This is a genomic window from Arthrobacter sp. SPT-J7, from assembly GCF_059089965.1.
Genome location: NZ_JBNHFF010000002.1, coordinates 234,631 through 260,142 on the forward strand (window position 1 = coordinate 234,631; position 25,512 = coordinate 260,142).

Consider the following 25,512-nt stretch of genomic DNA (forward strand, 5'->3'; position numbering starts at 1 on the left):
CCGGCACCGGCAGAACGTCAAAGCAGCCTGGATGAAAGCGGGGCCCGGGACCAGTTCACGAACTGGTCCCGGGCCCCGCCATCGTTATGGCAGAGGGTTAGGCGGAAGGCAGCTAGATGATGCTGCGGCCTTCGCGGCGGGATTCGGCCCACTCCTTGAAGAAGCCGCGGGAAATGACATACAGCGTGCCGGCCACGATGACCGGCCAGATGAGGACGTAAACAGTCAGGAGCAGAGTCTCCATGAAGGTCTCCTTACTTCAGGGCCGCGGTATGGCCCGCGGCTTCGGAATCGGTAGTGGAGGTTGCAGGCTCGCTGGGGTCGAAGTCGCCGATCCGCTGCTTGATGGTGTCGAAATCGAAGTCCATGGTGCTGCGTGCCGACATCAGGTAGCACACCACGGTGCTGACCGCGTAAGCGACCAGCGACCCGCTCAGCACGGCGTAATCGTGCAGGTTCCCGATCGCGAACGGGGCCGCGATGACGGCGCCGGCAGCGGCGATGATCTTGGCCCACCTGAGCCCGAAGAAGCCAAAGGCCATCAGGCCCAGCACCACGCCGATGCCGATCACGGAGATGACGTCAAAGAAGATGCCGGCCGCGCCGTCCATCGGCAGCCAGCCGAACCGCACCGGCAGGAAAAACGCCAGTGCCACCAGCACAGATACCGTGAACGCCTTGTTAGTGACCTTCTCCCAGTAGAAGCTGGCAATCACCGGGAAGACCAGCGCGCCCCACAGGGCTCCGACAAAGACCAGCAGATCCAGGATGCTCATCTGCCCGCTGGCGAAGTAGAGCGCGGCCGCGGTGGCCACGATCATGGTTACTCGACCCACCAGGAGCATGGTCTTGGCGTTGGCCTTTCCCTTGCCCACGGTCTGGCCATAGATGTCGGCCATCATGATCGATGACAGTGCCGAAAGGTCCGAGTCGGCTGTTGAGGAGAGCGCGCCGATGATCATGATCAGGAAAACACCAAGCAGGATCGGATGCAGGTACGTGGAAGCCATTTGCGGGATCAGGTTGTTCAGATCGCCGCCAGCAGGAGCCAGGCCAAGGTAAAGGGCCATGACACCGAGCATTCCGATGCCGATCACGGTGGCACCGTAGCCCACGGTGGCGGTGACGAAGGTTTTCTTGATCAGGTCCTCACGCACGGCGAAGAGCCGCTGGGCAATGGTCTGGTTGCCAATGGCATAAGCCAGCACGGCCGCGATGTAGGGAGCGCCCTGGTTCAGGAAGGCCTCGCTGGAGAAGAAATTCGACTGCTCCGGCGTCAGGTTCTGCGCGCCCGCTTCAAACATCCCCGGTCCGCCGGCCGCAAAGAAGACCGCAGGGATGATCACGACGACGGCGCCCAGCATGGCCAGCACCTGGGCAAAGTCGGTCAACACTGAAGCACGGAATCCCGACCAGAGGGTGTAAAGCAGCACGCCGGCTGCCACGGCGATGACGCCCTGGCCGAAGCTGAACGGAGAGAGCAGCGCCACCAGCGCGCCACCGGCGATGAAGTTGGAGGTCAGGCTGATCAAACTGCCAACCACGTTGGAGCCGGCCAGCATCAACTGGCTGGAACGGCCGTGGCGGACGTACATGACTTCCGCCAGCGTGTGCGCCTTCGGTGCCACCGCACGGATCCGCCGGCCGAAGGGGTAGATGAACAGGATCATCAACGCTCCCCAGAGGCCGTAATGGATCGGCCCGGAGATACCGTAGGTATAGCCCGAGGTAGCCGACGCATACATGGACGACGCCCAGATCCAGGTGGCCGTCATGCTGGCCGCCGAGATGCCGAATCCCAGCTTGTTGCCGGCGGTCATGTAGCCGTCGGCGTTCTCTTTCTTTTTCCCGATGAGGGCAGACATCAGGAGCGTGCCTCCATAGAACAGCACGAGCAGCAGAATCACGGTCCAGCCGCTGAGTTGGTAGAAATCCGCATTGTCCTGCGTCATTCCATTCCTCTCGTTCACGGCCGGCCCACCGGATGCCAGCCAGACTAAGTGCGCGCCGAGCGATCAGGCTCGATTGCCATGTAGTCCGGCACAGTGCATCGGACCGAGGAACCCGGTGGAGGATTCGAAGCGCGCTGTCCCGCCCGGAACTGACCCGGACCTCAAAGGCCGCCGCGCGTTCGCGGCACAAAAATGACGGCGCATCGTCTCGCGCCGTCCTGCACAGGCAGTTGCTGTCGGTCAGTCAACTGCGGGACATGGGATGCCCGTCGGGACAGTTTTTCCGGATCTCAGACATCGGAAACTTGCCCGGAGGAGCATCAAGTGCAGCACGACTCTAACAGTTTTGACCTCTACTGCCGAGTAACGGCCATGACCAAGCCGTAACCCCATTTAGCGGGCGAGGCGTCCTGGAAGGTAGGCGACCGTGCCGGTGCCGAGCGACAGGATGCGGTCCAGCATCGCCGGATCGGTGGTGTTTTCGCCCAGCCGGTTCGGCTTGCCGGCACCGTGGTAGTCGCTGGATCCGGTGACCAGCAGATCGTGCCGGGCTGCCAGTTCGCGCAGCTTAAGCCTGCCCACTTCAGGGTTGTCGCGATGGTCGATCTCCACGCCAGCCAGGCCGGCGTCGATCATGTCCTTGATCACGGCGTCGCCGACCACGCGACCCCGGCCGCTCGCCACCGGATGCGCGAAGACCGGCACTCCCCCGGCTTCCCGGACCAGCGCGACGGCGGTGACCGGGTCGGGGGCGTAATGGGATACGTAGTAGCGCGAATGGGAGGTCAGGATCTGCGCGAAGGCTTCGCTGCGGTCGGACACGATCCCGGCCGCCACCAAGGCGTCGGCAATGTGCGGCCGGCCGATGGTTGCTCCATGGCCGACGCGCTCAGTTACTTCCGTCCAGGTGATCGGGAAGTCCTCGGCGAGTAGCTCCACCATGCGTTCGGCCCGGGTCAGACGGGCGTCGCGGGCCTTGTTGATCTCGGACAGCAGTCCGGGATGGCTTGGATCCTGCAGATAGGACAGGACATGCACACTGATCCCCTCCACCGTCCGGCAGGTGACCTCCATGCCCGGCACAAACCCTATGCCGGCCTCGACGGCGGCGGCACGTGCCGTGTCCCACCCGGCGGTGGTGTCATGGTCGGTCAGCGCCACCACATCGAGGCCGGCGGCAGCAGCAGCCCGTATCACTGCGGCGGGCGGCTCGGTGCCGTCGGAAACCGTGGAATGCGTGTGCAGGTCGATCATCACAGCACCCAATTTACGCCAGGACCTCCGCGGACGGCGGATGTTGGCAGCATCTTGGGCCGGTGAGACGATGGACCGGTGAGTACTTACCAGACCGAAAACGCCTCGCAGCAGCCTGCCGGAGAGCAGCCGCTGGAAGACCGTGTCAACAACCGCTCCCAGCGCCCTGAATCGGATGCCTTCAAAGAATTTATGGGCAGCCACTGGGCGCCGGCCGACTCGTCCGCCGTCGGGCAGTCAGCCGTGGCGCCGTATGCTGCGCGCCGCCGCCGTGCGCTGTCCGACCAGTTCCAAGGCGAACGCCTTGTCATTCCGGCCGGTCCGCTGAAGGTCCGCTCCAATGACACCGACTACCGCTTCCGCCCGCACTCAGGCTTCGCGCACCTCACCGGCTTGGGCCTGGACCATGAACCCGATGCAGTGCTGGTCATGGAGCCCACCGAGCCAGGAGCGGGCGACGACGGCGGCCACCACCGCGCCACGCTGTATTTCCGCCCGATGTCCGGCCGCGATTCCGCCGAGTTTTACGCGAACGCCCGCTACGGCGAGTTTTGGATCGGGCCCAGGCCCACGCTGGAGGAACTGAACCAGCGGCTTGGCTTGCCCACCGCGGATCTGGGCGAGCTGGAAGTTGCGATCACCAAGGATGCCGGCGTCGTCCACGTCGGTGGCATGCGCATCCGACTGCTGCGCGAAGTCGACCTGAACGTGGACGCTCTGGTCGACACCTCCCGGATCAACACGGGCGTGGACTTGGAGGAGTCCGACCAACTCGACGGCAAACTCGCCGAAGCGTTGTCCGAACTGCGCCTGCTCAAGGACGAGTGGGAAGTCGAGGAGATGAAGAAGGCGGTGGCGGCCACCGTCAACGGCTTCCACGAGGTGGTCAAGGTGCTGCCGCGGGCGCTCACGCACGAGCGCGGCGAACGCGTGGTGGAGGGAGCCTTTTTCGCCAGGGCGCGTGAAGAAGGCAACGACCTGGGCTATGACACCATCGCCGCCAGCGGAAACAACGCGACCATCCTGCACTGGATCCGCAACAACGGACCGGTTAAGGCGGGCGACCTGCTGCTGCTGGATGCCGGCGTGGAGGCCGACTCGCTCTACACCGCTGACGTGACCCGCACGCTTCCGGTCAACGGCACGTTCACCGACATCCAGCGCAAGGTCTACCAGGCGGTTCTCGATGCTGCCGACGCCGGTTTCGCCGCCGCGCAGCCGGGCGTCAAGTTCCGTGACATCCACACCGCCGCCGTCACCGTGCTCGCCGAGCGGCTGGAAGAATGGGGCTTGCTGCCCGTCCCGCTGGACCAGGCCCTCTCCCCCGAAGGCCAGCACCACCGGCGCTGGATGCCGCACGGCACCAGCCACCATCTGGGCCTGGATGTCCATGACTGCGCCCAAGCGAAGCGGGACCTGTACCTGGACGGTGTGCTCACTCCCGGCATGGTGTTCACGATCGAGCCCGGGCTGTACTTCAAGGAAGAGGATCTGGCGGTACCAGCCGAATACCGCGGCATCGGCGTGCGGATCGAGGATGACATCCTGATGACCGCCGACGGTCCGGTTAATCTCTCATCGGCCCTGCCGCGCAGGCCCGAGGACGTGGAATCCTGGATGGCCGGCATCTACGGCACGTCCGGCGACTGAACCGGACGGCCGGCAGCAGCCGGGCCCGGACAACGCACAAGGGGTCCGCCGTGAGAAACGGCGGACCCCTTGTGCGTTCCGGTGATGGTGGCCGGAGGCTACGTGCCGGAGCGGCAGGAGGCTACAGGCCGGAGCGGCCTTCGCCGGCGGAGGAATCGTCATTCCGCTCCGGATTTTCCGGGCTGACCTCGGTCTGGGACCCTTGGGGCTGCTGGTTGCTGCCCTCGGGCTCAGCCGGGCCCGCCTGCTGCGCCGGGGCCGCCGCCTGCGCCGAACCCGCCTGCTGCACCGGGGCCGCCTGCGGTTCGGGCGTCACGCGTATTCCATATTGCGGGCGGCCGTCCGGCAAATCCGGGTAGCGTCCGCGCACCGGCTGTCCGGACGCGGGCTGCCCTTCCGGCTGGGCCTGGCCGGGCTGCGCTGCCGGGGCGTTGACGCCCTGCTGGTACGGGTCCTCTCCCCACTGGGCGGGACGCTCCGGCGCTTGCGGCTGCTGGCCGAAGGGCGGCTGCTGGCCGTAACCGGACGGAGGCTGCTGGCCAAAGGGCGCCGGTGCCTGGTTGACCGGCTGTCCGGGACGGGCGGTCCCAGCCATCGGCAGCTGCGCGGCCAACCGGCGGGCTTCCTGCGCCACCTCGGTAGCAACCACCACGTCATAGCTGGTGGCAATAACCTGATTGGTGGATGTGAAGTCCCGTTTGCCGCGCTGCAGTGCGTAGGAAATGATGCCGAACAGCATCCAGAAGGCTGCGCCCATGGCCATCGACGAGATCAGCAGCACATACGTTTCGCCGCCACCAAACAGCATCAGCAGCAGCCCGACGAACAGGCCGAACCACGCACCGGTGGCCGCCCCGGAAAGGGCCACTCGGGGGTAGCTGAGCTTGCCGGTGACCCGCTCGACCGTCTTCAAGTCATTGCCGACGATGGTCACGTGCTGGACGGGAAACTCTTGGTCCGCCAGGTAGTCCACCACTTTCTGGGCATCCAGATAGGACCGGTAGTTACCGATCAGCTCGCCCTGTGGAAGAGCACGGTTAAGGTCCCGGGAATCTGTGCGGCCAAGCATCGACATACCCTCATTGTCGCTGATATACGCGGCAGATGGCCCGGGTATCGCTTCAGGTGAACGCGCTACCCGGGATTTGCCCGCCGCGGCGCCGCCGCGGCGCACGTCATTCGGACACCCGGTCCCACACCGAGGATTGCCGGATCCCGAATTTTGGGGCCCAGCACGTAGCCTAAAGGGGTGAGCACAAAAACCAACCGCGTCTTCGTCGCCCGGCTGCTGGGCCTGGATGTCTTCGACCCGCTCGGGGACCGCCTGGGTCGGCTGCGCGACGCCGTTGTTCTGGATTACGGCCCGGCCAAGCCGCCGCTGGTCGTTGGTTTGGTCGTGGAGGTGCCCGGCAAGAAGCGGGTGTTCGTCCCGATGACCCGTGTCACCTCGATCAATGCCGGGCAGATCATCTGCACCGGGCTGGTCAACCTGCGCCGATTCGAACAGCGCGGCGCCGAAACGCTGGTAGTCGCCGAAATGTTCGATCGACGGGTCACGCTCGCCGATGGCAGCGGTGATGCCACCATTCTGGACATCGGCATGGAGCAGTCCCGCGACGGCGACTGGTATGTGTCCCAGCTCTTCGTCCGGCGCGGCTACTCCAGCTCGCCGCTGCGCAGCCTGCGCCGCAACGAAACGTTGATTGTGGACTGGCAGGAGGCCTTCCAAGGCGCCCGCCACGAACCGCAGGCCGCCGCCACGTTCGTGGCCAGCCATGAGGACCTCAAGCCCGCCGACTTTGCCGAGGCGCTGCATGAAATGACGCAGAAGCGCCGGCTCGAAGTCGCCAGCGAGCTCCAGGACGACCGGCTGGCCGACGTCCTCCAGGAGCTGCCGGATGACGACCAGGTGCAGATCCTGACGTCGCTGGAGGCGGAGCGTGCCGCCGTCGTGCTCGAAGAAATGGACCCGGACGATGCCGCGGACCTGCTGGCTGAGCTGCCCGAGGATCAGAAGGAAGCGCTGCTGCAGTTGATGGAACCGGAGGAAGCCAAAGACGTCCGGCGGCTGCTGGAGTACGAGGAGAACACGGCCGGTTCCATGATGACTCCGGTGCCGGTGATCCTGCCGCCGGAAGCCACCGTGGCCGAGGCGTTGGCCCACGTGCGCCGCGAAGAGCTCACGCCGGCGCTGGCATCGGCCATTTTTGTCTGCCGGCCGCCGCTGGAAACACCCACCGGAAAATACTTGGGCGTGGTCCATATCCAGCAGTTGCTGCGCTTTCCACCACCGGAGGCGCTGGGCAACATTGTGGACACGGATTTGGAACCCGTGCTGGACCAGACCGACGTCAGCGACGTGGCACGCACCTTGGCGACCTACAACCTGAACGCCCTGGCGGTGGTCAACAGGGCCGGCCGGCTGGTTGGTGCCGTGACCGTCGACGATGTGCTTGACCATCTGCTGCCCGACGATTGGCGGGCGCAGGACGACTCACCCGTGATTGGAGGCGGACGCGTTGGCTGAGAAGACAGACCGCAAACTCAAAGTCGCCGGACTCGACACCCCACGTGAGACACGCACCCGCCTGCTGACCCGGATCAGGCCCAATCCGGATGCCTTCGGCCATGCCACAGAGAACTTCGCCCGCTTCATGGGCACCCCGCAGTTCCTGATGTGGATGTCCGTCTTCTGCGTGGTCTGGCTGGCGTGGAACACCTTCGGCCCGGAGTCGCTGCGGTTCGACAGCGCGGCGCTGGGCTTCACCGCGCTGACCTTGATGCTCTCACTGCAGGCCTCCTACGCCGCTCCGCTGCTGCTGCTGGCGCAGAACCGGCAGGACGACCGCGACAAGGTCTCGCTGCAGCAGGACCGGCAGCGCGCCGAACGCAATCTGGCCGACACCGAGTACCTGACCCGCGAGTTGGCAGCGCTGCGCATCGCCATCCGCGAAGTGGCCACCCGTGACTTTGTCCGCAGCGAACTGCGCTCGGTGCTGGAGGAACTCATGGACGACGAGTCCGGCGAGGAACGCCGCCGCGGCCGGCGCAGGCCCTCCGACGCCACCGCTGCCTTGCCCAAGCTGCCGCAGGCCCAGAACGGCGTCCAGGAGTACTGAAGAGACATGGCTGATCCATACACGTTCGAACTACCGGATCCGGCAGCCGTGAGACGCGCGCTGGCCACGGTGATCGACCCGGAGCTTCGCCGGCCGATCGCGGAACTGGGCATGCTCAAACACGTCCGGATTGACGACGCCGGACGGGTCACCGTGGGCGTGCTGCTCACCATTGCGGGCTGCCCGCTCCGCGGCACCATCACCACCGACGTCGAACAGGCGCTGGCGCCGGTTCCCGGAGTTTCCGCGGTGCAGGTGGAACTTGACGTGATGACGCCGCAGCAGCGCAGCGAGCTGAAGGAACAACTCCGCGGCTCGGAACGGGGCAACCCGTTCGCCGACCCCTCCTCGCTCACCCGCGTCTACGCCGTGGCCAGCGGCAAGGGCGGCGTGGGCAAGTCCAGCGTGACCGTCAATCTCGCCTGCGCCATGGTCGCTCAAGGACTGCGGGTGGGCATCATTGACGCCGACGTTTACGGGTTCTCCGTCCCCGGGCTGCTGGGCATCACGCAGGCCCCAACCCAGGTGGACGAGATGATCCTGCCGCCGGTGGCGTTCGGTGTGAAGGTCATCTCCATCGGCATGTTCGTCGCGGACAATAAGCCGGTGGCTTGGCGGGGGCCCATGCTGCACCGTGCCCTGGAGCAGTTCCTGACCGACGTCTACTTCGGCGACCTGGATGTGCTGTTCCTGGACCTGCCGCCGGGCACCGGGGATGTGGCCATCTCCGTGGCGCAGCTGCTGCCGTCGTCGCAAATCCTGGTGGTGACCACCCCGCAGACCGCTGCCGCCGAAGTGGCTGAACGCGCCGGCGCCATTGCCTCGCAGACCGGGCAGCAGGTGGCGGGAGTCATCGAAAACATGTCCTGGCTTCGGCTGCCGGACGGGTCGAAGATGGAGGTCTTCGGCGCGGGCGGCGGCAGGACGGTCGCCGAACGGCTCTCCGCGGTGCTGGAGACGCCGGTACCGCTGCTGGGAAGCATCCCGCTGGAACCGGCGCTGCGTGCCGGCGGCGACGCCGGCCGGCCGATCGTCTTGGATGGGGACGACGACTCCGGAGAGGGAGTAGCCGCGGAGGAACTGCGGCGGATTGCCGCGGAACTGGCAGCGCGTCCGCGCGGGCTGGCCGGACGCCCGCTGGGCGTCACTCCCCGCTGAAGCCTTTCCGGTGGCGGCGCCGTGCCCTGTCATGCGTGGTAGTGCACGAGGACGGGTGCTGCGCTGACTGGATCAGGTCGCCTCGGAATCAAACGGAGCGGGTTCGCCGGCGGCAAGCTGTACTGCCGGCTTGGCGGCCGGACGTCCGGGCGCCCGTGAGCCGTTGGAGGCTGCGGTGCCGGCCGCCGACGCTGCAGCCGCGGCCACTGCCGGTGCCGCCGGCGCTGGGCGCGGCGCTTCGTCGTCGTCATCCAAGAGCGCTTCTTTAATGATCCGGCGGGGATCGTATTGCCGCGGATCCAGCTTCCGCCAGTCCATGTCCACAATGTCGTCGCCGACTTCTTCACGCAGCTGTTCCTTGGCGCCGGCGGCCATGGTTTTCAACTGCTTGACGAAGCGGGCCAATTGGGCGGCATATTCGGGCAACCGCTCAGGACCGAGGATCACCACGGCAAGGATTGCCAGGATGATCAGTTCTGAGCCGTTGATTCCAAACACGATTGAAGATTACCCGTTCGTCATGCCGGACAGCCACTTGGGGCGGCATTCCGTCCTTGCGTGTGGTCCTGCGTCATTCCGCCCGCCCCGGCCGCGCATCATCTGGACGACGAGGGGCTGACCATCATTCCCAGCCCGCGGATGATGCGGCTGAGCGGATCGTCGGCTGGAGCCGGCTGGGGCAGCTCCAGCCGGGAGTTTTCCGTCAGCACCACTTGGTTAACGGCTTCCGGCATCTGCGCCAGCGGAAGGTCGGACCGCAAGGTATAGGTCACGTCCTCGGAGTCGAGGACTACCGTCCACTCCTTACCGCCGCGCATCCACATGGCGCGATCCAGTCCGGCGACTTCCTGGAAACCGTCCATCGTTACGGGATGCCCAGTGGTGGCGTTCAGCGGCGGAGCGGCTTTTGCCGTGCCCGATTTCTGCCCGCTGGTGGCCATCCGCCGCTGCTCGGTGACGACCACCCGGTGGCTGCCATCGCTCAGGTCCAGCTTGACTGCCGGCTGGCCGCCCACGAGCAACTGTTCCGCGCTTTGCAGGCGGTAGCCGAGCCCCACCAGCATCGGGCAGGTCCAGCCGTTTCGGCGCAACGCCTCCAGTCCGGAACTGTCCAGGGCGACCGGCCGAGCGACGGCGGCCTCCGCTGACACCGGCGCCCAGTCCGCCCCGGCGGCTGGCCCCGAGGACGCGGTCTGCGCCTCGCCACCCAGGACGTAGGCTGCAGACAACATCAGGACGGCGCAACCGGCCAGGACGCCGCCCACCACGGCCACCACGCGCGCGGCGGGTTTGCCCGGCGAAACGGTAGGTGAGACAGGTGCGGCGGTAGGCAGGAAGGCGGCACCATGAACCATGGAGGTGGACCGGCCCGCCGCCGCGCCGGACCGGTCGATCCGTGAGGCGGCCGGCCGGCGCCCGGCGGCCCGCGTTTCGGTGGGCTTGGCCCCAGCCGCTGGCCTTTCGGGCTGGCTACAGCGCAGGATGCGGGCGGTCAGGTCCTCGCCAGGTGGCGGCACGTCCATGGAGCGAAGACGCTCCTGGATCTGGCGGTACTCGTCTACGCTGCGGCGGCAGCGCTTGCAGCGTTTCAGATGGCGTTCGAGGGCAGGACGGCGATCATCGGAAAGTTCGCCGTCCAGATACTCCGCCAGCTCTTTTTCCGGGTGGAGCATTGCAACGATCAGTGGGCTCCGGCGATCCGGGGCAACTTCAGGCGGGGGCGCTTGCCGCCCGGGTCCCGGTGCGCCAGCTTTTCACGGAGCATGGTCCTGCCGCGGTGGATGCGCGAGCGGACAGTTCCCAGCTTGACGTCAAGGGCTGCGGAGACCTCCTCGTAGGACAACCCCTCCAAGTCGCAGAGCACGACGGCGGCGCGGAAGTCCGGGGGCAGCTCTTCCAGTGCGGTCTGGACATCGATGTCGAGGTTGTTGAATTCGAAGCTGCGCTCGGGGCCGGGGTCCTTGCCGGGCAGCCGGGCCTCGGCTTCGTCGCTAAGCCCGTCGAAACGGATCCTGCTCTTGCGCCGGGCCTGGTCCAAAAAGAGGTTGGTGGTGATCCGGTGGAGCCAGCCATCCAGCGTGCCGGGCTTGAAGGTATCCAGCGAGCGGAAGACCCGGACGAAGACTTCCTGGGTAAGGTCCTCGGCGTCGTACCGGTTTCCGGTAAGCCGGAACGCCAACCGGTAGACTTTTGCGGAGTGATTGCGGACCACTTCTTCCCAGGTCGGGGCAACCCACTGGTCGGGGCCGGCCGCTGCATCCGGCGCGGCGCCCTGAAGCTTCGTCATCGTAGTGCCCCTTCCACGGCTCGTCCCGCCTGCCGCCCACCGTTCATGATGTCCGGGAATGCGGCGCGCTTGCTGCCGGTCTGGCTATCGGCGTCCCGGGTAACCATCTTTGCCCAGAAAACTGGGAGAATTCTGTAAACAAGCTGCGCGAACCCCGCCAACCCGGCCTGGTTCCGCCGCTCTTGCCTGCCACGGCCCTGGATCCCGCAGCATGCGCGGAAATCAGGCTATTTCTGGCAGTAGGCTTGGCACTGCGGCCCTGGGCCGTTCCCCTCCAAGAACTTGAAGAGAAAGCGATGATCCATGAGCGCCGACAAGCAGACGAGTTGGTCCTACACGGAGGGGCTTCCCGCCGAGGATGACGTCCTGCTGCGCGCCCGGGAACGTTCCTACGAGCTGGGAGTGGCAGCCGTCGGACCCGGTGTGGGCGCGGCCTTGACTGTCCTCGCCGCCGGGAGCAAAGCGCAAACCGTGGTGGAAATCGGTTCCGGCGCGGGCGTATCGGGAGTCTGCTTGCTGCGCGGACTGCCCCCGGCCGCGGTGCTGACCACCATCGACGCAGACGTGGACCATCTGCGGGCCGCCCGCCAGGCTTTTGTCGATGCCGGGATCCCGGGCAATCGCACCCGCACCATCTCCGGCCGCGCATCGGATGTGCTGCCGCGACTGACGGACAATGCCTATGACCTGGTCTTTGTCGATGCCGACAAGCCCTCCTACCCGCTGTACGTGGAGCAAGCGGTCCGGCTGCTCAAGCGTGGCGGCATGCTGATAGTCAACGATGCGCTGGACCATGACCGGGTCTCGAACCCGGCCATCCGCGAAGAGTCCACCACCACGCTGCGCAAGGTCGGCAAGGCTATCCGCGAGAACGACCAGCTGGTGTCCACTATCCTGCCCACCGGCGACGGGCTGCTGCTGGCCGTCAAACGCTGACGCCCCGAGGCGCCTGCCACCGGCGGGGTTGCGTGGCGGCGCCTCGGGCACCGGCGGGCTGGGGTGGTGGCGCGCCGGCCTAGCCTCGGTAGGAGCGCAAAAAGGACAACAGCAGCCGGGCACCGTAGCCGGTGGCGCCCTTGCTGACTTCGGCCTGGTCGGAGTCGGCACGGGCCGGGCCGGCGATGTCCAAATGAATCCACGGGGTCCCGCCCACGAACTCACGCAGGAACAGCGCCGCAGTGATCGATCCGCCGCCCACCTTCGACGTCTGCGAAGCAATGTGGGAGATGTCGGCGATGCTGGACTCCAGTGCGAAGCGGTACTCGGCCGCCACCTCGTCCAGCGGCATCTGCCAGACCCGTTCCCCGGTAGCCTCGCCGGCGGCTTCAAAGGTGCGCAGCAGGCTGGGCTGCGTGCCGTAAAGCGCGGCATGCCGCTTGCCCAGACCCAGGGAGGCGGCACCGGTGAGGGTCGCGATATCCACCAGGACGTCGGGCTGCAGCCGGGCCGTGGCGTAGGCGAGTGCGTCGGCCAGCACCATGCGGCCTTCGGCGTCGGTGTTGCCGATCTCCACCGTGGTGCCGTTGTAGACGGTGACCACGTCGCCCGGCCGGTAGGAGCCGGCGCCGATCGAGTTCTCGGCCAAGGCGAGCAGCCCGGTGACGCGGTGCTCCACCCCCAGCTCCGCAGCAGCAGCCAGCACCGCCATGACGACGCCCGCGCCCGCCATATCGGTCTTCATCGGAACCATGGGTTCGCGCGGCTTGAGCGACAGCCCGCCGGTGTCGAAGGTGATGCCCTTGCCGACGATCACGATGTGTTTGGTGCCCTTGCCGGCGCCTGCCGGCGTGTAGTCCAACTGGACCAGCCTGGGCGGGGTCGGGGACGCCGATCCCACCGCCAGCAGTCCGCCGAAGCCCTCGGCGGCCAACTGGTGCTCGTCCCAGACGTGGATACTCAAGCCACTGGCTCCGGCGAGCCGCGTGGCCTGGCCTGCCATCCACTCCGGGTTTTTCACGTTGGAAGGCATGCTCGCCAGGTCCCGGGCCAGCCAGGTGGCACGGGCAGCGGTGGCGGCAGTGGCGGCCACCCCGTCGGACAGGCCCGTGACTTCCAAAACCGCCGCCATCGGCTTTGGCGCGGCTGAGGCACCCGCACGCGGGGGGCGGTAGCCGCCAAGCAGGAATCCTTCGACAAACGCCTGCTGTAACTCTTCTGGCAAACTGTCGACGGCGGTGGTGCGCACCTTGTCGGTGCCCATGGTCGCCCGGGCCAAGGCGGCTCCGGCCTTGCGCAGCTCAGTGGGGCTGCCGCTGCCCAGCCCAATCAGGACCAGACGCGAGGGCAGCCCTTGGGCGTGCGGCGGTGCCGGCACTGCCAGCACGTCGCCGGCCTTGCCAGAGATCCCGTGGACCTCAGCCAGGGCCACAACGTCGACGCCGAAGTCCGCCGCCGCTTCACCTGCGCCGTGGCGCGGCTGCGGCGTGGCCCGCTCGGCGCTGCCATCACCGGCGGCAATCGGCACGGCAACAACCGTGACCCCGCCGGCGCCCCGGACCGGCGACTCTCCGCGGCCAAGTCCGGGGACCGCCTGGACCAGCGCCATCGGCGGCTCCGCCAGGGTCGACTCGAGATGGTGGGCGGTGTGTTCCGCTGCGGTGGCGGGAACGCGGCTCACAGCAAACGGTTCCTAGCTCGCGACGTCGCTGGTGACGCCCAGCAGGCAGTCTTTGAGGTTGCCCGCTTCTTCGGCGTTGAGTTCCAGTACCAGACGCCCGCCGCCGTCGATGGGAACCCGCAGGATGAGGCTGCGCCCCTCCTTGGTCACTTCCATCGGACCGTCACCGGTACGCGGTTTCATCGCAGCCATCTGGGAATTCCCTTCCGCCATGGGGCAGGGAGATCCGTGATCGCCCTGCCCGCCAACCTCACATCAACGGCCTTCATTTGCGTGGCCGCCATGTCCAACCACTTCCTATTATCGCGTACATCACAACCGGGTGCTAATTCCGTCCCGGCGTGGTGCGGCGGACAGGCCTCTGTCGCTACGGCGGATAGTCCCCGCCGCCGGGTAGTTGCGACCAGGACCAGAGCCAGGTGACCCACACAATCTGCCCCGCCAGGAACATCACGGCCAAGCAGATGCGGTAGGCCCGGCTGGGCGAGACGAAGGCTGCCGCCAAGGCCAGCGGGAAGAGCGGAAGCATCAGCCGGAATGTGCTGGTCTGCGGGTGCAGGAAGGCGAGCAGGTAGCCCAGATAGCAAACGCACCACAGCCTCAAGTCTGCACCGATGCTCCGGGCCGGTGCGCTGCACAAGAACCAGGCTGCCGCGGCGACCAGCAGCAGCGGCGCCATCATGCCGCCCAACGGCCCGAACAAGTGCACGCCCATGTCGAACCACGGCCTGAACAGGACCAGGTCCTCTCCCCGCCAGGCAGTCTCCGTGTCGGTATACGCGGTCAGCTCCCCGGTGACCGACCAGGCCAACACCGGCCAGGCCACGGCGGCGGCACAACTGACCAGCGCCAGCGCTGCTACCCGGAGAAACTCCGGGGTCTCCAGCGGGTCCATCCGTCGCCGCTTGATCCGCCACAGCAGGTGCAGGCCGGCGAGCGCGGCGAACGGCACTCCCACCGGCCGGGACAGGCACATCAGCACCACTACCGGAATCGCCAACAGGTACTTCCGCTGCAGCAGCAGCAACAGCGCTGCAGCCAGCAGCGCCAGGTTCAGCGATTCCGCATACGGCACCTGGAGGATCGGCGAGACCGGAAAGACCGCCACAAACGCCACACCCCAAAGTGCGGTGCCGTGCGGCGCGAAACGGCGGAAGAGCTTGAAGATCACCAGCACGGCCGCGAAGCCGGCGATCGTGGCAACCAGCGGGGCCAGCACGTGCCAGCGCAGCCCGGTGACCGCCGCCAGGCCGCGGACAATGCCAGGGAAGAGCGCGTAGAACGCCCATTGGTTCTCCACGGCCCGCCCGTCCAGACCGCGCGGAATATCCGCCGGATAGCCTTCCACATAGACCTGCTGGTACCAGGCGCTGTCCCAAATGCCGATGAAGGAGAGATAGTCGGGATGCGCGTCGGTCCACGGATTGGAGCCTTGCTGACGGGCCACTGCGAGGAACACCAGCAGTGAATACACCCGCGACAAGGCATAGAGCAGGGTGACTTGGACCCACCACGGCCACCCGGCGACCCGCTGGCGCCAGAAGTAAAACTCGGCGTTCACGGCCTCCCGCAGCACCCGCGCCCGCGGAAGACGGTCCTGCACCCGAGTCATCCTTCCCGCTCCGGGTGAGCACCGCCGTCGTGCTGTGGCTGGCTCAGCTGCCGGATCAGGCGCTCCTTGGCGCCCAGCTCGGCCCGCAGGACCTCCAGCACTTCGTCCACTTGGTCCATCCGGTAGCCCCGCAACGCAGTGGAAAACCGCAGGCTGTCCAGGTCCTCGGCGCGCGGATGTTCGGGCAGCAGCACTGCCGGCAGCCGCGCCTCGTGCTCGCTGAGTCCGTGCAGGGCTGCCACCTGCCCGGCTTCCCAGCCCTCGCCGGCGTCTTCGTCTCCGGTTGCCTTCTTCCGGCCCCAGCGTCCGGACGCGGCAACAGCAGCCACGCCTGCGACGGCGATGGCAAGGAAAACCAGAAATACGCTCACAGGACCATCGTGCCAGAGGGTTGTCCGGCTGGCTTAGAAACCGGTGCGGGCAGACAGCCCGGAGACGATGTGCTGGACTGCCTCCTCGGCCGTGTCCACCACGCTGATCAGGTCCAGGTCGACCTCGGAGATCATCCCTTCGGTCAATAGAGTGTTGCGGATCCAGTCGATCAGCGGCGACCAGAAAGCGGTGCCAACGAGCACAATCGGGAAGGACGTCACCTTCTTGGTCTGGACAAGCACCATGGCCTCGAACAGTTCGTCCATGGTCCCCAGGCCGCCGGGGAGCACGATGAACCCCATCGCATACTTGACGAACATGGTCTTGCGGGCGAAGAAGTACCGGAAATTGATGCCCAGGTCCACCCAGTCGTTCAGCCCTTGCTCAAACGGCAACTCAATGCCCAGCCCCACGGAGACCCCGCCGGCCTCGCTGGCCCCCTTGTTGGCCGCCTCCATTGAACCCGGCCCCCCGCCGGTGATGACAGCGAAGTTCTGCCGGACCAGCAAACGCCCTATCTCTTCCGCGATGGCGTAATGCTTGGTGCCCGACTTGGTGCGGGCGGAGCCGAAGACGCTGATTGCGGGGCCAAGATTGGCCAGGGTGCCGAAGCCTTCCACGAACTCACTCTGGATCCGCAGCACCCGCCAAGGATCCGTGTGCGTGAATTCCGCCCGGTCCTTGGTGTCCAACAGGTACTGGTCGGCCTGCGGGATGTCCGCTTGGCCGCGCCGCAGTTCCACCGGCCCCTTAAAACGGACCTTCGGAGCGCCGGGGAGTTGGGACGGCAGCGGAACATCTTGCTGGTTTGTCATTTCCCAAGGCTACAGATCCGGCGGACATCGGGGCAGTTTTTCCATCGATTCGGCTGAGGATTCGGCGTGTTTGGTACTTCTGGGGCAGGTTGCTCTTGAATCACGATTGCGACCGGCGGGGGCGGAATGCATTGCTTGAAAGGAATCTTTCGCTAGATTCGTTTCATGACCAGTGACGAATCGCACAGTGAAACGCCGTCTGCTGCTCCGGCGGCGGTAACCGGAGCCAGGTCTGCCACCCCGACGGGTCAGCCGCTGGTCTCCTTGAAGAACGTCAACAAGCACTTCGGCGCCCTCCACGTGCTGCAGGACATCAACCTGGAGGTCACCAAGGGTGAAGTGGTGGTGGTGATCGGGCCGTCAGGCTCCGGCAAGTCAACCCTCTGCCGGGCGATCAACCGGTTGGAAACCATCGACGACGGCGAAATCCTCATCGACGGCAACAAGCTGCCGGCCGAGGGCAAGGCGCTGGCCAAACTGCGCGCCGACGTCGGCATGGTGTTCCAGTCCTTCAATCTCTTTGCCCATAAATCGATTCTGGAGAACGTGACTCTGGGCCCGATCAAGGTCAAGGGGATGAAGCAGTCCGAGGCCAAGGACCTGGCGATGGGCCTGCTGGAGCGGGTGGGCGTGGCCAATCAGGCGCAGAAGCTGCCGGCGCAGCTCTCCGGCGGCCAGCAGCAGCGCGTGGCGATCGCCCGGGCGCTGGCGATGAAACCGAAGGTGATGCTCTTCGACGAGCCCACCTCGGCGCTGGACCCGGAAATGATCAACGAAGTGCTGGACACCATGGTGCAGTTGGCAAAGGAAGGCATGACCATGATCGTGGTCACGCACGAGATGGGCTTCGCGCGCAAGGCGGCGGACCGGGTGATTTTCATGGCCGACGGCAAGATCGTGGAGCAGTCCACGCCGGAAGAATTCTTTACCAACCCGCAGAGCGACCGGGCCAAGGACTTCCTCGGCAAGATCCTCGAGCACTAAACCCCTTACACACCTGGCCCCTCACTGAGGGGGCCGACAACGCAAGGAGAAAACATGCGAAAGACCCGTTATGGAATAGCTGCCATGGCAGCCGGAGCCGCGCTCGTGCTGTCCGCCTGCGGCGGCGGTGGCGGCAATGCCGGTGGCGGCGGCGGTGAGGCCTCCGGCGGCGGCGGCGGGGGCGACACCGTCCGCATCGGCATCAAGTTCGACCAGCCCGGCCTGGGCTTCAAGAAGGGCAATGAATACGCCGGCTTCGATGTGGATGTAGCCAAGTACGTGGCCAAGGAACTGGGCTACCCGGAGGACAAGATTGAGTTCGTCGAGTCCCCCTCCGCCAACCGGGAGAACATGCTTGCCAACAAGCAGGTGGACATGATCTTCGCTACGTACTCGATTACCGATGAGCGGAAGAAGACCGTTGACTTCGCCGGTCCGTACTTCGTGGCCGGCCAGGACCTCCTGGTCCGCGCGGACGACAACTCCATCACCGGCCCTGACTCGCTCAACGGCAAGAACCTGTGCTCGGTCACCGGTTCCACCTCGGCGCAGCGGATCAAGGACGAGCACGCCTCCGGCGTGAACCTGGTCGAGCGGCCCAGCTACGCAGAATGCGTCACCGCCATGCAGGGCGGCCAAATCGACGCCGTCACCACCGATGACATCATCCTGGCCGGCCTGGCCGCGCAGCCGAACAACGCCGGCAAGTACAAGGTGGTCGGCAAGCCGTTCTCCGAGGAGAGGTACGGCGTCGGCCTGCCCAAGGGTACCGACAAGTGCGCCGACATCAACGCCGCCATCAACAAGATGGTCGACGACGGAGCTTGGGAAGAAGCCTTGAAGAAGAACACCGAGGGTGTGGACTACAGCTACAACACGAAACTGAACCCGCCGAAGCCGGGCAAAGCCTGCGCCTAGCAATAGTTGCTGTGGGGCGGGGATTTCCCGCCCCACAGCATGACTTGCCTCTTCCCACCGAAAGGGGATGGACAGTTTGTCCGAGTATTTCCAGAGCTATCTGACGGCGCTGGAGAGTTACGACGTCATCGGTGCCTTGTGGGTGAATATCCAGCTAACCTTCTGGGCAGGTTTGGGCTCCTTGGTGCTGGGAACCGTCCTGGCGCTGATGCGCATCTCGCCAGTGCCGAGCTTCCGCTGGGCAGGCGCGGCCTACGTCAACGTTTTCCGCAATACACCGCTGACCATCATCATGACCTTCTGCATCTTGGTCCTCGTGTTCCAGTTGCAACTGAACCTGTCCAGCGACTTCGACTTCAATTTCTTCCTTTGGGCCATTGTTGGGCTGTCGGTTTACCATGCCGCCTTCGTCTGCGAAGCGATCCGCAGCGGCGTCAACACCGTGCCGCTGGGCCAGGCCGAAGCCGCCCGCGCCATCGGCCTGAGCTTCCTGCCGGCGGCGCGGATGATCATCCTGCCGCAGGCCTTCCGCGGCGCCGTCGCCCCCTTGGGCAACGTGCTGATTGCACTCACCAAGAACACAACGGTGGCGACGGCAGCATCGGTCGCCGAAGCCGCCGGCCTGATGAAGACCATGATCGAATTCCGGCCAGATGTCATCATGGCCATCTTCGCCACGTTTGCCGCCGGTTTCATCATTATCGTGATACCCATCGGGCTGTTGACCACATGGCTCTCCACGAAACTGGCGGTGGCACGATGAACATCAGACAAAGCGTCCTCTTCGACGCGCCCGGGCCCAAGGCCCAAACCCGGATCACCGTAACCAACGTCGTCGGCATCGTGATTTTCCTGGCTGCCGCCTTCTTCGTACTGAAGGCCCTCAACGACAAGGGGCAATTGGCCCCTGAGCTGTGGACCCCCTTCTTGACCGGGGAGGTCTGGCAGTTCACTATTCTGCCGGGCTTGATGAACACCTTTAAGGCCGCAGCGGTCGCGATCGTCACGTCGGTGGTCTTCGGCTTGCTCTTTGGCGTGGGCCGGCTTGCAGCCAACCCCGTGGTCCGGCTGGTGTGCGGCGTGATCGTCGAATTCCTGCGGGCCGTCCCCGTGCTGCTGATGATGATTTTCTTCTGGCTGCTGTTCGGCCAGCTGCAGGTCGGCACCCCTGCGGACATCCCGTTCTATGCCGTGGTCGTCGCGCTGACTTTGTACAACGGCTCGGTCATTGCCGAACTGGTCCGATCGGGCGTGTTCGGCTTGCCCAAGGGCCAGCGCGAAGCCGGCATGGCCATCGGCATGACCCGCAGCCAGTCGCTGCGGAACATCGAATTGCCCCAGGCACTGGTGGCTATGCTGCCGGCCTTGGTCAGCCAGTTCGTGGTGATCCTGAAGGACTCTGCTCTCGGTTACATCATCAGCTACTCTGAGCTGCTCCGGTCCATGCAGATTTACGGCTCCGCCGGCCCGATCCTGCAGTCGCTGACAGTGGCAGCGGTCCTTTTCATCATCATCAATTTCGCACTGTCCTGGCTGGCCAATTGGCTGTCGCGTTTCCTCAGCAGCCGGACCTCAGGCAAGACGCAGCCGCTCACTACCCAGCCGATGGCCGTCAAGGTCTGATACCGGCTCAGCGTATGCGGCGAAAGACAAAGGGGAGGGTGCCTGGGCGCCCTCCCCTTCATCATTGCTCCGCGAGCCGGACCCCGGGCTCTGCCGCGATGTCAGTCCGCCAGCCAGCGTCGCAGCGCCGCCAGACATTCACGGACGGCCTCTGCGGAAACATGTTCGTTGTCGGTGTGCGCCAGCAGCGCATCGCCGGGGCCGAAGTTGACCGCCGGAATGCCCAGCTCGCTGAAGCGGGCGACGTCGGTCCAGCCGTATTTGGGCTTGGGCTCCGCCCCCACGGCGGCAACGAAGTCAGCGGCCGCGGGATGGTTCAGACCCGGACGGGCTCCCGCCGCAGCATCGGTGCGCACCACGGTAAAGCCCTCCAGCAGGTTGCGTACGTAGCGCTCGGCGTCCTCGGGCGACTTGTCGGGGGCGAACCGGTAGTTGACTTCCACCGTGGTGCTATCCGGGATGACGTTTCCGGCCGTGCCGCCATTGATCTTTACGGCGTTCAAGCTCTCGCGGTACTCCAGCCCGTCCACCGTCACGGTAGCGGGTTCATGGTCGCGGAGCCGGGCCAAAATCTCCGCAGCGGCGTGGATCGCGTTGATCCCCATCCAGGCCCGAGCGGAATGCGCTGCTTGTCCGACGGTGCAGACCTCGAACCGGGCGGTGCCGTTGCAGCCGCCTTCCACGGTTCCATTGGTTGGTTCCAGCAGGATCGCGAAGTCGCCCTGCAGCAACTGCGGGTGGTTGCGTACCAACCGGCCCAGTCCGCTCAGCGAAGCTTCAACTTCCTCGTGATCGTAGAAGACGTAGGTGATGTCACGGCCCGGCGCGGTGAGTTCGGCGGCCAGGGCCAGCTGCACGGCTACGCCGCCCTTCATGTCGGTCGCACCGCGCCCGTAAAGCACGGTCCCGTCCCACTCCGACGGCACGGTACCGCGGGAGCCGGCCACTGCCGGCAGCGGCACGGTGTCCAGATGCCCGGCCAGGATGACCCGCTCGGCGCGCCCCAGCTGGGTGCGGGCTACCATGGCGTCGCCGTCCCGGACCACCTCGAGGTGCGGCAAGGCGCGCAAGGCGTTTTCGACGGCGTCGGCCAGCGCCGTTTCGTTCCCGGAGACGCTATTGATGTCGATCAGCGCCGCGGTCAGGTCGGCGACGTCGGCGGTCAAGTCAAGGGCGATGGTGGAAGTCACTTCCCCAGCTTAGCCAGCCGACCCGCGGCTCCCTCAAAGTACCTGATGCGACAGGCGCGCTCGGTAGACTTGAAGCCATGACTGAGAGCACCCCGGCTGTAACCGCGCCCCGCACCGCCTATGGCACCGGCCTGGCCACTGTCACCGACAGCGGCGCCGTCCTCGATGTCTGGTATCCCGCTCCGGCCTTGGGTACCCCTCCGGCCGGCCAGGACGCCGAGAACGACCTTGCTGCCGATGCCGCCGACGGCGCGGACGCCGACCGCGGCACCCATCTTGAGGTGCTCAGCCGCAGCATCGATTTGGACGCCCCTCCGGCGGACACCGCGGACGCCTACCTGCGCCTGCATCTGCTCTCCCATCGCCTCGTCGAACCCAACTCGCTGAACATGGACGGCGTCTTCGCCCAGCTGGCCAATGTGGTGTGGACTAATTTCGGTCCGTGCGCCGTGGAAGGGTTCGAATCCGTTCGCCGCCGCCTGCGCCGCCGCGGGCAGGTGACTGTGTACGGCGTGGACAAGTTTCCCCGCATGGTTGATTACGTGATCCCCTCCGGCGTGCGGATTGCTGATGCCGACCGCGTCCGGCTGGGCGCTTATCTGGCTGCCGGCACCACCGTGATGCATGAAGGCTTCGTGAACTTCAACGCCGGCACGCTGGGAACGTCGATGGTGGAAGGCCGCATCTCCGCGGGCGTCATCGTGGCGGACGGTTCCGACGTCGGCGGCGGCGCCTCGATCATGGGCACGCTCTCCGGCGGCGGCAAGGAACGGATCAGCATCGGTGAGCGGGTCCTGCTGGGCGCCAACTCCGGAGTCGGCATCAGCATCGGCGACGATTGCGTCGTCGAGGCCGGCCTTTACGTTACCGCCGGCACCCGGGTCAGCCTCCTCGACGTCGCCAGCGGGGACCACCGCCAGGTCAAGGCTGTGGAACTCTCCGGCATGTCCAATCTGCTGTTCCGCCGCAACTCCACCAGCGGCGCCGTGGAAGTCCTGCCGCGCAAGGGCCAGAGCGTGGAGCTCAACGCGGTCCTGCACGCCAACTAGCAGCACGCTCACGCCACCGCCATGTCCAGGGCAGCGCGCACACGCCGGAGACGCAGCTTGATCAGCCTGACCGTCCTGCTGGCACTGGTTGGCGGCGCCGTGTACTTCGCCGCTACCGCTATTGACCGCAGCCAAACCCTGGTCAGGGAGCGGTGCACCGCCGTCGTGGGCTCTGAAACGTTTGAACTGGCGCCGGACCAGGCTGCCAACGCCGCGCTGATTTCCGGAGTCTCCATCGAGCGCGGGCTGCCCGCACGCGCAGCGTCGATCGCCCTGGCGACGGCCATCCAGGAGTCCAAGCTGCGCAATATCGATTATGGCGACACGGCCGGCCCCGACTCCCGCGGATTGTTCCAGCAGCGGCCGTCGCAGGGCTGGGGCACCGAAGAGCAGGTGCAGGACCCGGTGTATGCGGCCAACAAGTTTTACGAAGTGCTCGAACAGGTTCCAAACTATGAGTCGATGCCGGTGACGGACGCCGCCCAGACGGTACAACGCAGCGCCTATCCGATGGCCTACGCAGACCACGAGGCCGAGGCCAAGGCCTTCGCTTCGGCACTGACCGGCCACTCCCCTGCCGCCCTCAACTGTGTGCTCAAGGACGCCGAGACGCCCGGCGACCCGACCGCGGTGATGGCACAGCTGGCTGCCGTGCATCCCGGCTTGGACATGGCCGTCGCCGGACGCGAGCTCCGGGTGGCCGCCACCGATGAGCGGGGATGGGCTGTTGCCCAGTGGGCCGTCGCGTCCGCTAAGCAGCTTGACCTGGAATCGGTCTCCCATGCCGGCTTGAGCTGGCGGCGCGGCGACGGCGGCTGGGTCGCCGCCAATACCGACTCCGGTTATGTGGTGGTGACCGTGGCGCAAGGCACCGAGGCCTGAACCAGCCCGACGGCGTCAGACCACCAGCTCAACGATGGGCTGCACATAGCTGCGGAAGGTGGTTTCGTCGTCCATCAGCGTCTGGGACATCAGGATGCGGTCCGGTTCCACGAACCAGGCGCGGGGCTCGCACAGCGGAAGCTCGATCAACTTCAGCTCAAAAGACCGCGCCGCACGCCCCAGTTCCATCTCCCGGTCCTGGACCAGTTCACGGATCAGCCCTGACTTGCCCTTGGCTTCACGCTCCTGCGCCAGCTTTGCATACTCGGCCATCCTGGCTCGTGACCACGTCATGGCTGCACCGAAATGGGCTTGAAGAAGCCGCTGCAGGGCCGGGCTGCCGGCAAAGGCGGGAAACGATGGCGGAGCCAGCTTGGTGGCGTTTCCGGGACGTTCCCGGACCAGATCCTCCCACCACTGTTCCCACTCGCCGCGCAACGCTGGGAGGCCGCCGACGTCGGCGGTCAGCTGGCGTGGATCGGCGATGCGGACGGTGGGCAGCACCGGTGAGACTGCCGGTGACCCGGCACCGGCCAGACCGGCGACGTCACGAAGATACAGGGCCAGCAGCATATGCCCCGAGGTGTCGGCGGTGACCCGCCACCCCGGTCCACCTGTATGGTGCATCCGGTCCGCATCCTTTCGCTCACCAGCGAGAGCAGCGCAGGCTAGACGCTCCCGCTGCGACGTGCGCCAGGGTCTCGCTGCTGCCGGTAGCTCAACTCTAGACCTAGCCGTCCAGCCCCTCCAGCAGGCCCGGGAACGGACACGGCCGAGCCAACTGGGCCGGACTACTAAGCTGGGAGGCATGAGAATTCTGGTCACCGGAGGAACCGGCTTCATCGGCTCGCACACCACCCTCGCCCTGCTGGAGGCCGGCCACGACGTGGTGGTGCTCGACAATCTGGCCAATTCCAGTCAGGAGTCGCTGCGCCGGGTCCAGCAGCTTGCGGGCAGGGAAGCCCGGTTCCACCACGTCGACCTCCTGGATGAGGCCGCGTTGAACCGCGTGCTGGAGGCCGAAGCGGTGGACGCCGTGATCCACTTTGCCGGCCTGAAGGCCGTGGGCGAGTCGGTGGAGAAACCGCTGCACTACTACCACAACAACGTGGGCGGGACGCTGAACCTGCTCCGGGCGATGGATGCCCACAACGTGCGCACCATCGTCTTCAGCTCCTCTGCCACCGTCTACGGTTCCACCGAGGAAGTGCCGTTGACCGAGAAGTTGCCGCTGGACGCGATCAACCCCTACGGCCGGACCAAGGAGCAGATCGAAGACATCCTGTCCGATCTGGGCGCCTCCGACCGCCGCTGGCACGTGGCCCTGCTGCGCTACTTCAATCCCGTGGGCGCCCATGAGTCCGGACGGATCGGCGAGGATCCGACCGGTGTACCGAACAACCTGCTGCCGTTCGTGGCCCAAGTGGCCGTGGGCCGCCGGGACAAGGTCCGGGTCTTCGGCAGCGACTACCCGACGCCGGATGGCACCGGCGTGCGCGACTACATCCATGTGATGGACCTGGCCGCCGGCCATTTGGCCGCTCTGGACTTCATCGCGCACCGGTCCGGGGTGCGCCGCTGGAACCTGGGCACCGGCAAGGGCTCGTCCGTGCTGGAAGTTCTGGCCGCGTTCGGCAAGGCGGCGGGGTTCGACATCCCGTACGAGCTGGCCGACCGCCGCCCCGGCGACGCCGCCGTCAGCTACGCCGATCCCTCTGCTGCGCTGGCCGAACTTGGCTGGTCCGCGGTGAAGAATCTGGAACAGATGTGCGAGGACCACTGGCGCTGGCAGAAGAACAACCCGAACGGCTACGCCAGCTGACCCCGGAACTGCCAACCGTCGGGATGAGGTTTCACGGACTAGGCGCGCGTGCAGCGAGGTCAGGGTATAGCGTCCACCTCGGGGGCAGCAGCCGGTGATCTCGCGTCGAGATTACCCCTTCTCTGCGAAGTGATCTGTTGCAACCGGTGATCTGGCGGAGAAACCCTGACCTGGCGCGACGGCTCGCACGTCCACCGGCTACGCCAGC

At 66.1% G+C, this 25,512-nt stretch carries 26 protein-coding genes; 12 read left to right on the forward strand and 14 right to left on the reverse strand.

The window, feature by feature from the left end:
* Positions 1-112 precede the first annotated feature (112 nt).
* The 3 genes from AC5RWX_RS03875 to AC5RWX_RS03885 all read right to left on the reverse strand — a co-directional run bounded on the left by AC5RWX_RS03875 (position 113) and on the right by AC5RWX_RS03885 (position 3,209).
* Entirely contained in the window at positions 113-244 is a 132-nt protein-coding gene (locus AC5RWX_RS03875; protein WP_240691681.1) for a putative transporter small subunit, read from the reverse strand.
* Between the two features lie 10 nt (positions 245-254).
* A complete protein-coding gene (locus AC5RWX_RS03880) occupies positions 255-1,952 on the reverse strand; it encodes a sodium:solute symporter family protein (RefSeq protein ID WP_494062385.1) in 1,698 nt (565 codons plus the stop codon).
* A 393-nt stretch (positions 1,953-2,345) separates the two neighbouring features.
* On the reverse strand, positions 2,346-3,209 hold the full coding sequence (locus AC5RWX_RS03885) for a PHP domain-containing protein (RefSeq protein ID WP_493938600.1): 864 nt from the start codon (positions 3,207-3,209) through the stop codon (positions 2,346-2,348).
* 75 nt (positions 3,210-3,284) lie between these two features.
* Between AC5RWX_RS03885 and AC5RWX_RS03890 the strand changes: the two genes are divergently transcribed.
* Positions 3,285-4,856: an aminopeptidase P family protein gene (locus tag AC5RWX_RS03890; protein ID WP_494096990.1), complete on the forward strand. Its 1,572-nt coding sequence runs from the start codon at positions 3,285-3,287 to the stop codon at positions 4,854-4,856.
* Between the two features lie 121 nt (positions 4,857-4,977).
* On the opposite strand, the gene AC5RWX_RS03895 is transcribed toward AC5RWX_RS03890, so the two are convergent.
* A complete protein-coding gene (locus AC5RWX_RS03895) occupies positions 4,978-5,931 on the reverse strand; it encodes a YflT domain-containing protein (RefSeq protein WP_494096991.1) in 954 nt (317 codons plus the stop codon).
* A 174-nt stretch (positions 5,932-6,105) separates the two neighbouring features.
* Here AC5RWX_RS03895 and AC5RWX_RS03900 point away from each other — a divergent pair, with 174 nt between their 5' ends.
* From AC5RWX_RS03900 to AC5RWX_RS03910, 3 genes are read left to right on the forward strand one after another with little or no spacing between them, the layout of a single operon-like run.
* Positions 6,106-7,383: a magnesium transporter MgtE N-terminal domain-containing protein gene (locus tag AC5RWX_RS03900; RefSeq protein ID WP_493938594.1), complete on the forward strand. Its 1,278-nt coding sequence runs from the start codon at positions 6,106-6,108 to the stop codon at positions 7,381-7,383.
* Entirely contained in the window at positions 7,376-7,975 is a 600-nt protein-coding gene (locus tag AC5RWX_RS03905; RefSeq protein WP_493938593.1) for a DUF1003 domain-containing protein, read from the forward strand. The genes AC5RWX_RS03900 and AC5RWX_RS03905 overlap by 8 nt, the downstream gene beginning before the upstream one ends.
* Positions 7,976-7,981: 6 nt before the next feature.
* Positions 7,982-9,133: an Mrp/NBP35 family ATP-binding protein gene (locus AC5RWX_RS03910; RefSeq protein WP_494096992.1), complete on the forward strand. Its 1,152-nt coding sequence runs from the start codon at positions 7,982-7,984 to the stop codon at positions 9,131-9,133.
* Between the two features lie 72 nt (positions 9,134-9,205).
* Here the strand turns inward: AC5RWX_RS03910 and AC5RWX_RS03915 are convergent, their stop codons facing one another.
* The 3 genes from AC5RWX_RS03915 to sigE form a co-directional block, all read right to left on the reverse strand.
* Positions 9,206-9,631, reverse strand: coding sequence for a twin-arginine translocase TatA/TatE family subunit (locus tag AC5RWX_RS03915; RefSeq protein ID WP_493956395.1), 426 nt, complete (start codon positions 9,629-9,631; stop codon positions 9,206-9,208).
* Between the two features lie 98 nt (positions 9,632-9,729).
* Positions 9,730-10,806: an anti-sigma factor family protein gene (locus AC5RWX_RS03920; RefSeq protein ID WP_494096993.1), complete on the reverse strand. Its 1,077-nt coding sequence runs from the start codon at positions 10,804-10,806 to the stop codon at positions 9,730-9,732.
* 8 nt (positions 10,807-10,814) lie between these two features.
* Positions 10,815-11,420 (reverse strand): RNA polymerase sigma factor SigE, encoded by a 606-nt coding sequence (sigE, locus tag AC5RWX_RS03925; protein WP_493938586.1) that lies wholly within the window; start codon positions 11,418-11,420, stop codon positions 10,815-10,817.
* Positions 11,421-11,723: 303 nt separating this feature from the next.
* Here sigE and AC5RWX_RS03930 point away from each other — a divergent pair, with 303 nt between their 5' ends.
* Positions 11,724-12,356: an O-methyltransferase gene (locus tag AC5RWX_RS03930; RefSeq protein ID WP_493938584.1), complete on the forward strand. Its 633-nt coding sequence runs from the start codon at positions 11,724-11,726 to the stop codon at positions 12,354-12,356.
* 79 nt (positions 12,357-12,435) lie between these two features.
* Here AC5RWX_RS03930 and AC5RWX_RS03935 read toward each other — a convergent pair whose 3' ends face one another.
* The 5 genes from AC5RWX_RS03935 to AC5RWX_RS03955 all read right to left on the reverse strand — a co-directional run bounded on the left by AC5RWX_RS03935 (position 12,436) and on the right by AC5RWX_RS03955 (position 16,836).
* The gene (locus AC5RWX_RS03935; protein ID WP_494096994.1) at positions 12,436-14,037 is read right to left on the reverse strand and encodes a leucyl aminopeptidase family protein; all 1,602 of its coding nucleotides are present in this window, start codon (positions 14,035-14,037) and stop codon (positions 12,436-12,438) included.
* 12 nt (positions 14,038-14,049) lie between these two features.
* Positions 14,050-14,229, reverse strand: coding sequence for a DUF3117 domain-containing protein (locus AC5RWX_RS03940; protein WP_127511285.1), 180 nt, complete (start codon positions 14,227-14,229; stop codon positions 14,050-14,052).
* Positions 14,230-14,404: 175 nt separating this feature from the next.
* Positions 14,405-15,649, reverse strand: a complete 1,245-nt coding sequence (locus AC5RWX_RS03945; protein WP_494096995.1) for a hypothetical protein — start codon at positions 15,647-15,649, stop codon at positions 14,405-14,407.
* Positions 15,646-16,020 (reverse strand): DivIVA domain-containing protein, encoded by a 375-nt coding sequence (locus AC5RWX_RS03950; RefSeq protein ID WP_494096996.1) that lies wholly within the window; start codon positions 16,018-16,020, stop codon positions 15,646-15,648. The genes AC5RWX_RS03945 and AC5RWX_RS03950 overlap by 4 nt, the downstream gene beginning before the upstream one ends.
* 33 nt (positions 16,021-16,053) lie before the next feature.
* Positions 16,054-16,836, reverse strand: coding sequence for an LOG family protein (locus AC5RWX_RS03955; RefSeq protein WP_493938578.1), 783 nt, complete (start codon positions 16,834-16,836; stop codon positions 16,054-16,056).
* Between the two features lie 165 nt (positions 16,837-17,001).
* Between AC5RWX_RS03955 and AC5RWX_RS03960 the strand changes: the two genes are divergently transcribed.
* The 4 genes from AC5RWX_RS03960 (at position 17,002) to AC5RWX_RS03975 (ending at position 20,361) form a co-directional block, all read left to right on the forward strand.
* Positions 17,002-17,820, forward strand: a complete 819-nt coding sequence (locus AC5RWX_RS03960) for an amino acid ABC transporter ATP-binding protein (protein ID WP_494096997.1) — start codon at positions 17,002-17,004, stop codon at positions 17,818-17,820.
* A 54-nt stretch (positions 17,821-17,874) separates the two neighbouring features.
* Positions 17,875-18,738: a glutamate ABC transporter substrate-binding protein gene (locus tag AC5RWX_RS03965; protein ID WP_493938575.1), complete on the forward strand. Its 864-nt coding sequence runs from the start codon at positions 17,875-17,877 to the stop codon at positions 18,736-18,738.
* Positions 18,739-18,805: 67 nt separating this feature from the next.
* Positions 18,806-19,501: an amino acid ABC transporter permease gene (locus AC5RWX_RS03970; protein ID WP_493938574.1), complete on the forward strand. Its 696-nt coding sequence runs from the start codon at positions 18,806-18,808 to the stop codon at positions 19,499-19,501.
* Positions 19,498-20,361, forward strand: coding sequence for an amino acid ABC transporter permease (locus tag AC5RWX_RS03975; protein ID WP_493938572.1), 864 nt, complete (start codon positions 19,498-19,500; stop codon positions 20,359-20,361). Before AC5RWX_RS03970 ends, AC5RWX_RS03975 begins: the two co-directional genes overlap by 4 nt.
* Positions 20,362-20,462: 101 nt before the next feature.
* Here the strand turns inward: AC5RWX_RS03975 and dapE are convergent, their stop codons facing one another.
* A complete protein-coding gene (gene dapE, locus AC5RWX_RS03980; protein WP_493938570.1) occupies positions 20,463-21,551 on the reverse strand; it encodes a succinyl-diaminopimelate desuccinylase in 1,089 nt (362 codons plus the stop codon).
* Positions 21,552-21,628: 77 nt separating this feature from the next.
* Here dapE and dapD point away from each other — a divergent pair, with 77 nt between their 5' ends.
* Positions 21,629-22,600: a 2,3,4,5-tetrahydropyridine-2,6-dicarboxylate N-succinyltransferase gene (dapD, locus tag AC5RWX_RS03985; RefSeq protein WP_493938568.1), complete on the forward strand. Its 972-nt coding sequence runs from the start codon at positions 21,629-21,631 to the stop codon at positions 22,598-22,600.
* Between the two features lie 21 nt (positions 22,601-22,621).
* Positions 22,622-23,482: a hypothetical protein gene (locus AC5RWX_RS03990; RefSeq protein ID WP_494096998.1), complete on the forward strand. Its 861-nt coding sequence runs from the start codon at positions 22,622-22,624 to the stop codon at positions 23,480-23,482.
* 15 nt (positions 23,483-23,497) lie between these two features.
* On the opposite strand, the gene AC5RWX_RS03995 is transcribed toward AC5RWX_RS03990, so the two are convergent.
* Positions 23,498-24,109 carry a hypothetical protein gene (locus AC5RWX_RS03995; protein WP_493943486.1) on the reverse strand — a complete coding sequence of 204 codons (612 nt, stop codon included), beginning with the start codon at positions 24,107-24,109 and terminating at the stop codon, positions 23,498-23,500.
* A gap of 181 nt (positions 24,110-24,290) precedes the next feature.
* Here AC5RWX_RS03995 and galE point away from each other — a divergent pair, with 181 nt between their 5' ends.
* Positions 24,291-25,304, forward strand: coding sequence for a UDP-glucose 4-epimerase GalE (gene galE / locus AC5RWX_RS04000; RefSeq protein WP_494096999.1), 1,014 nt, complete (start codon positions 24,291-24,293; stop codon positions 25,302-25,304).
* The last annotated feature ends 208 nt before the right edge of the window (positions 25,305-25,512 follow it).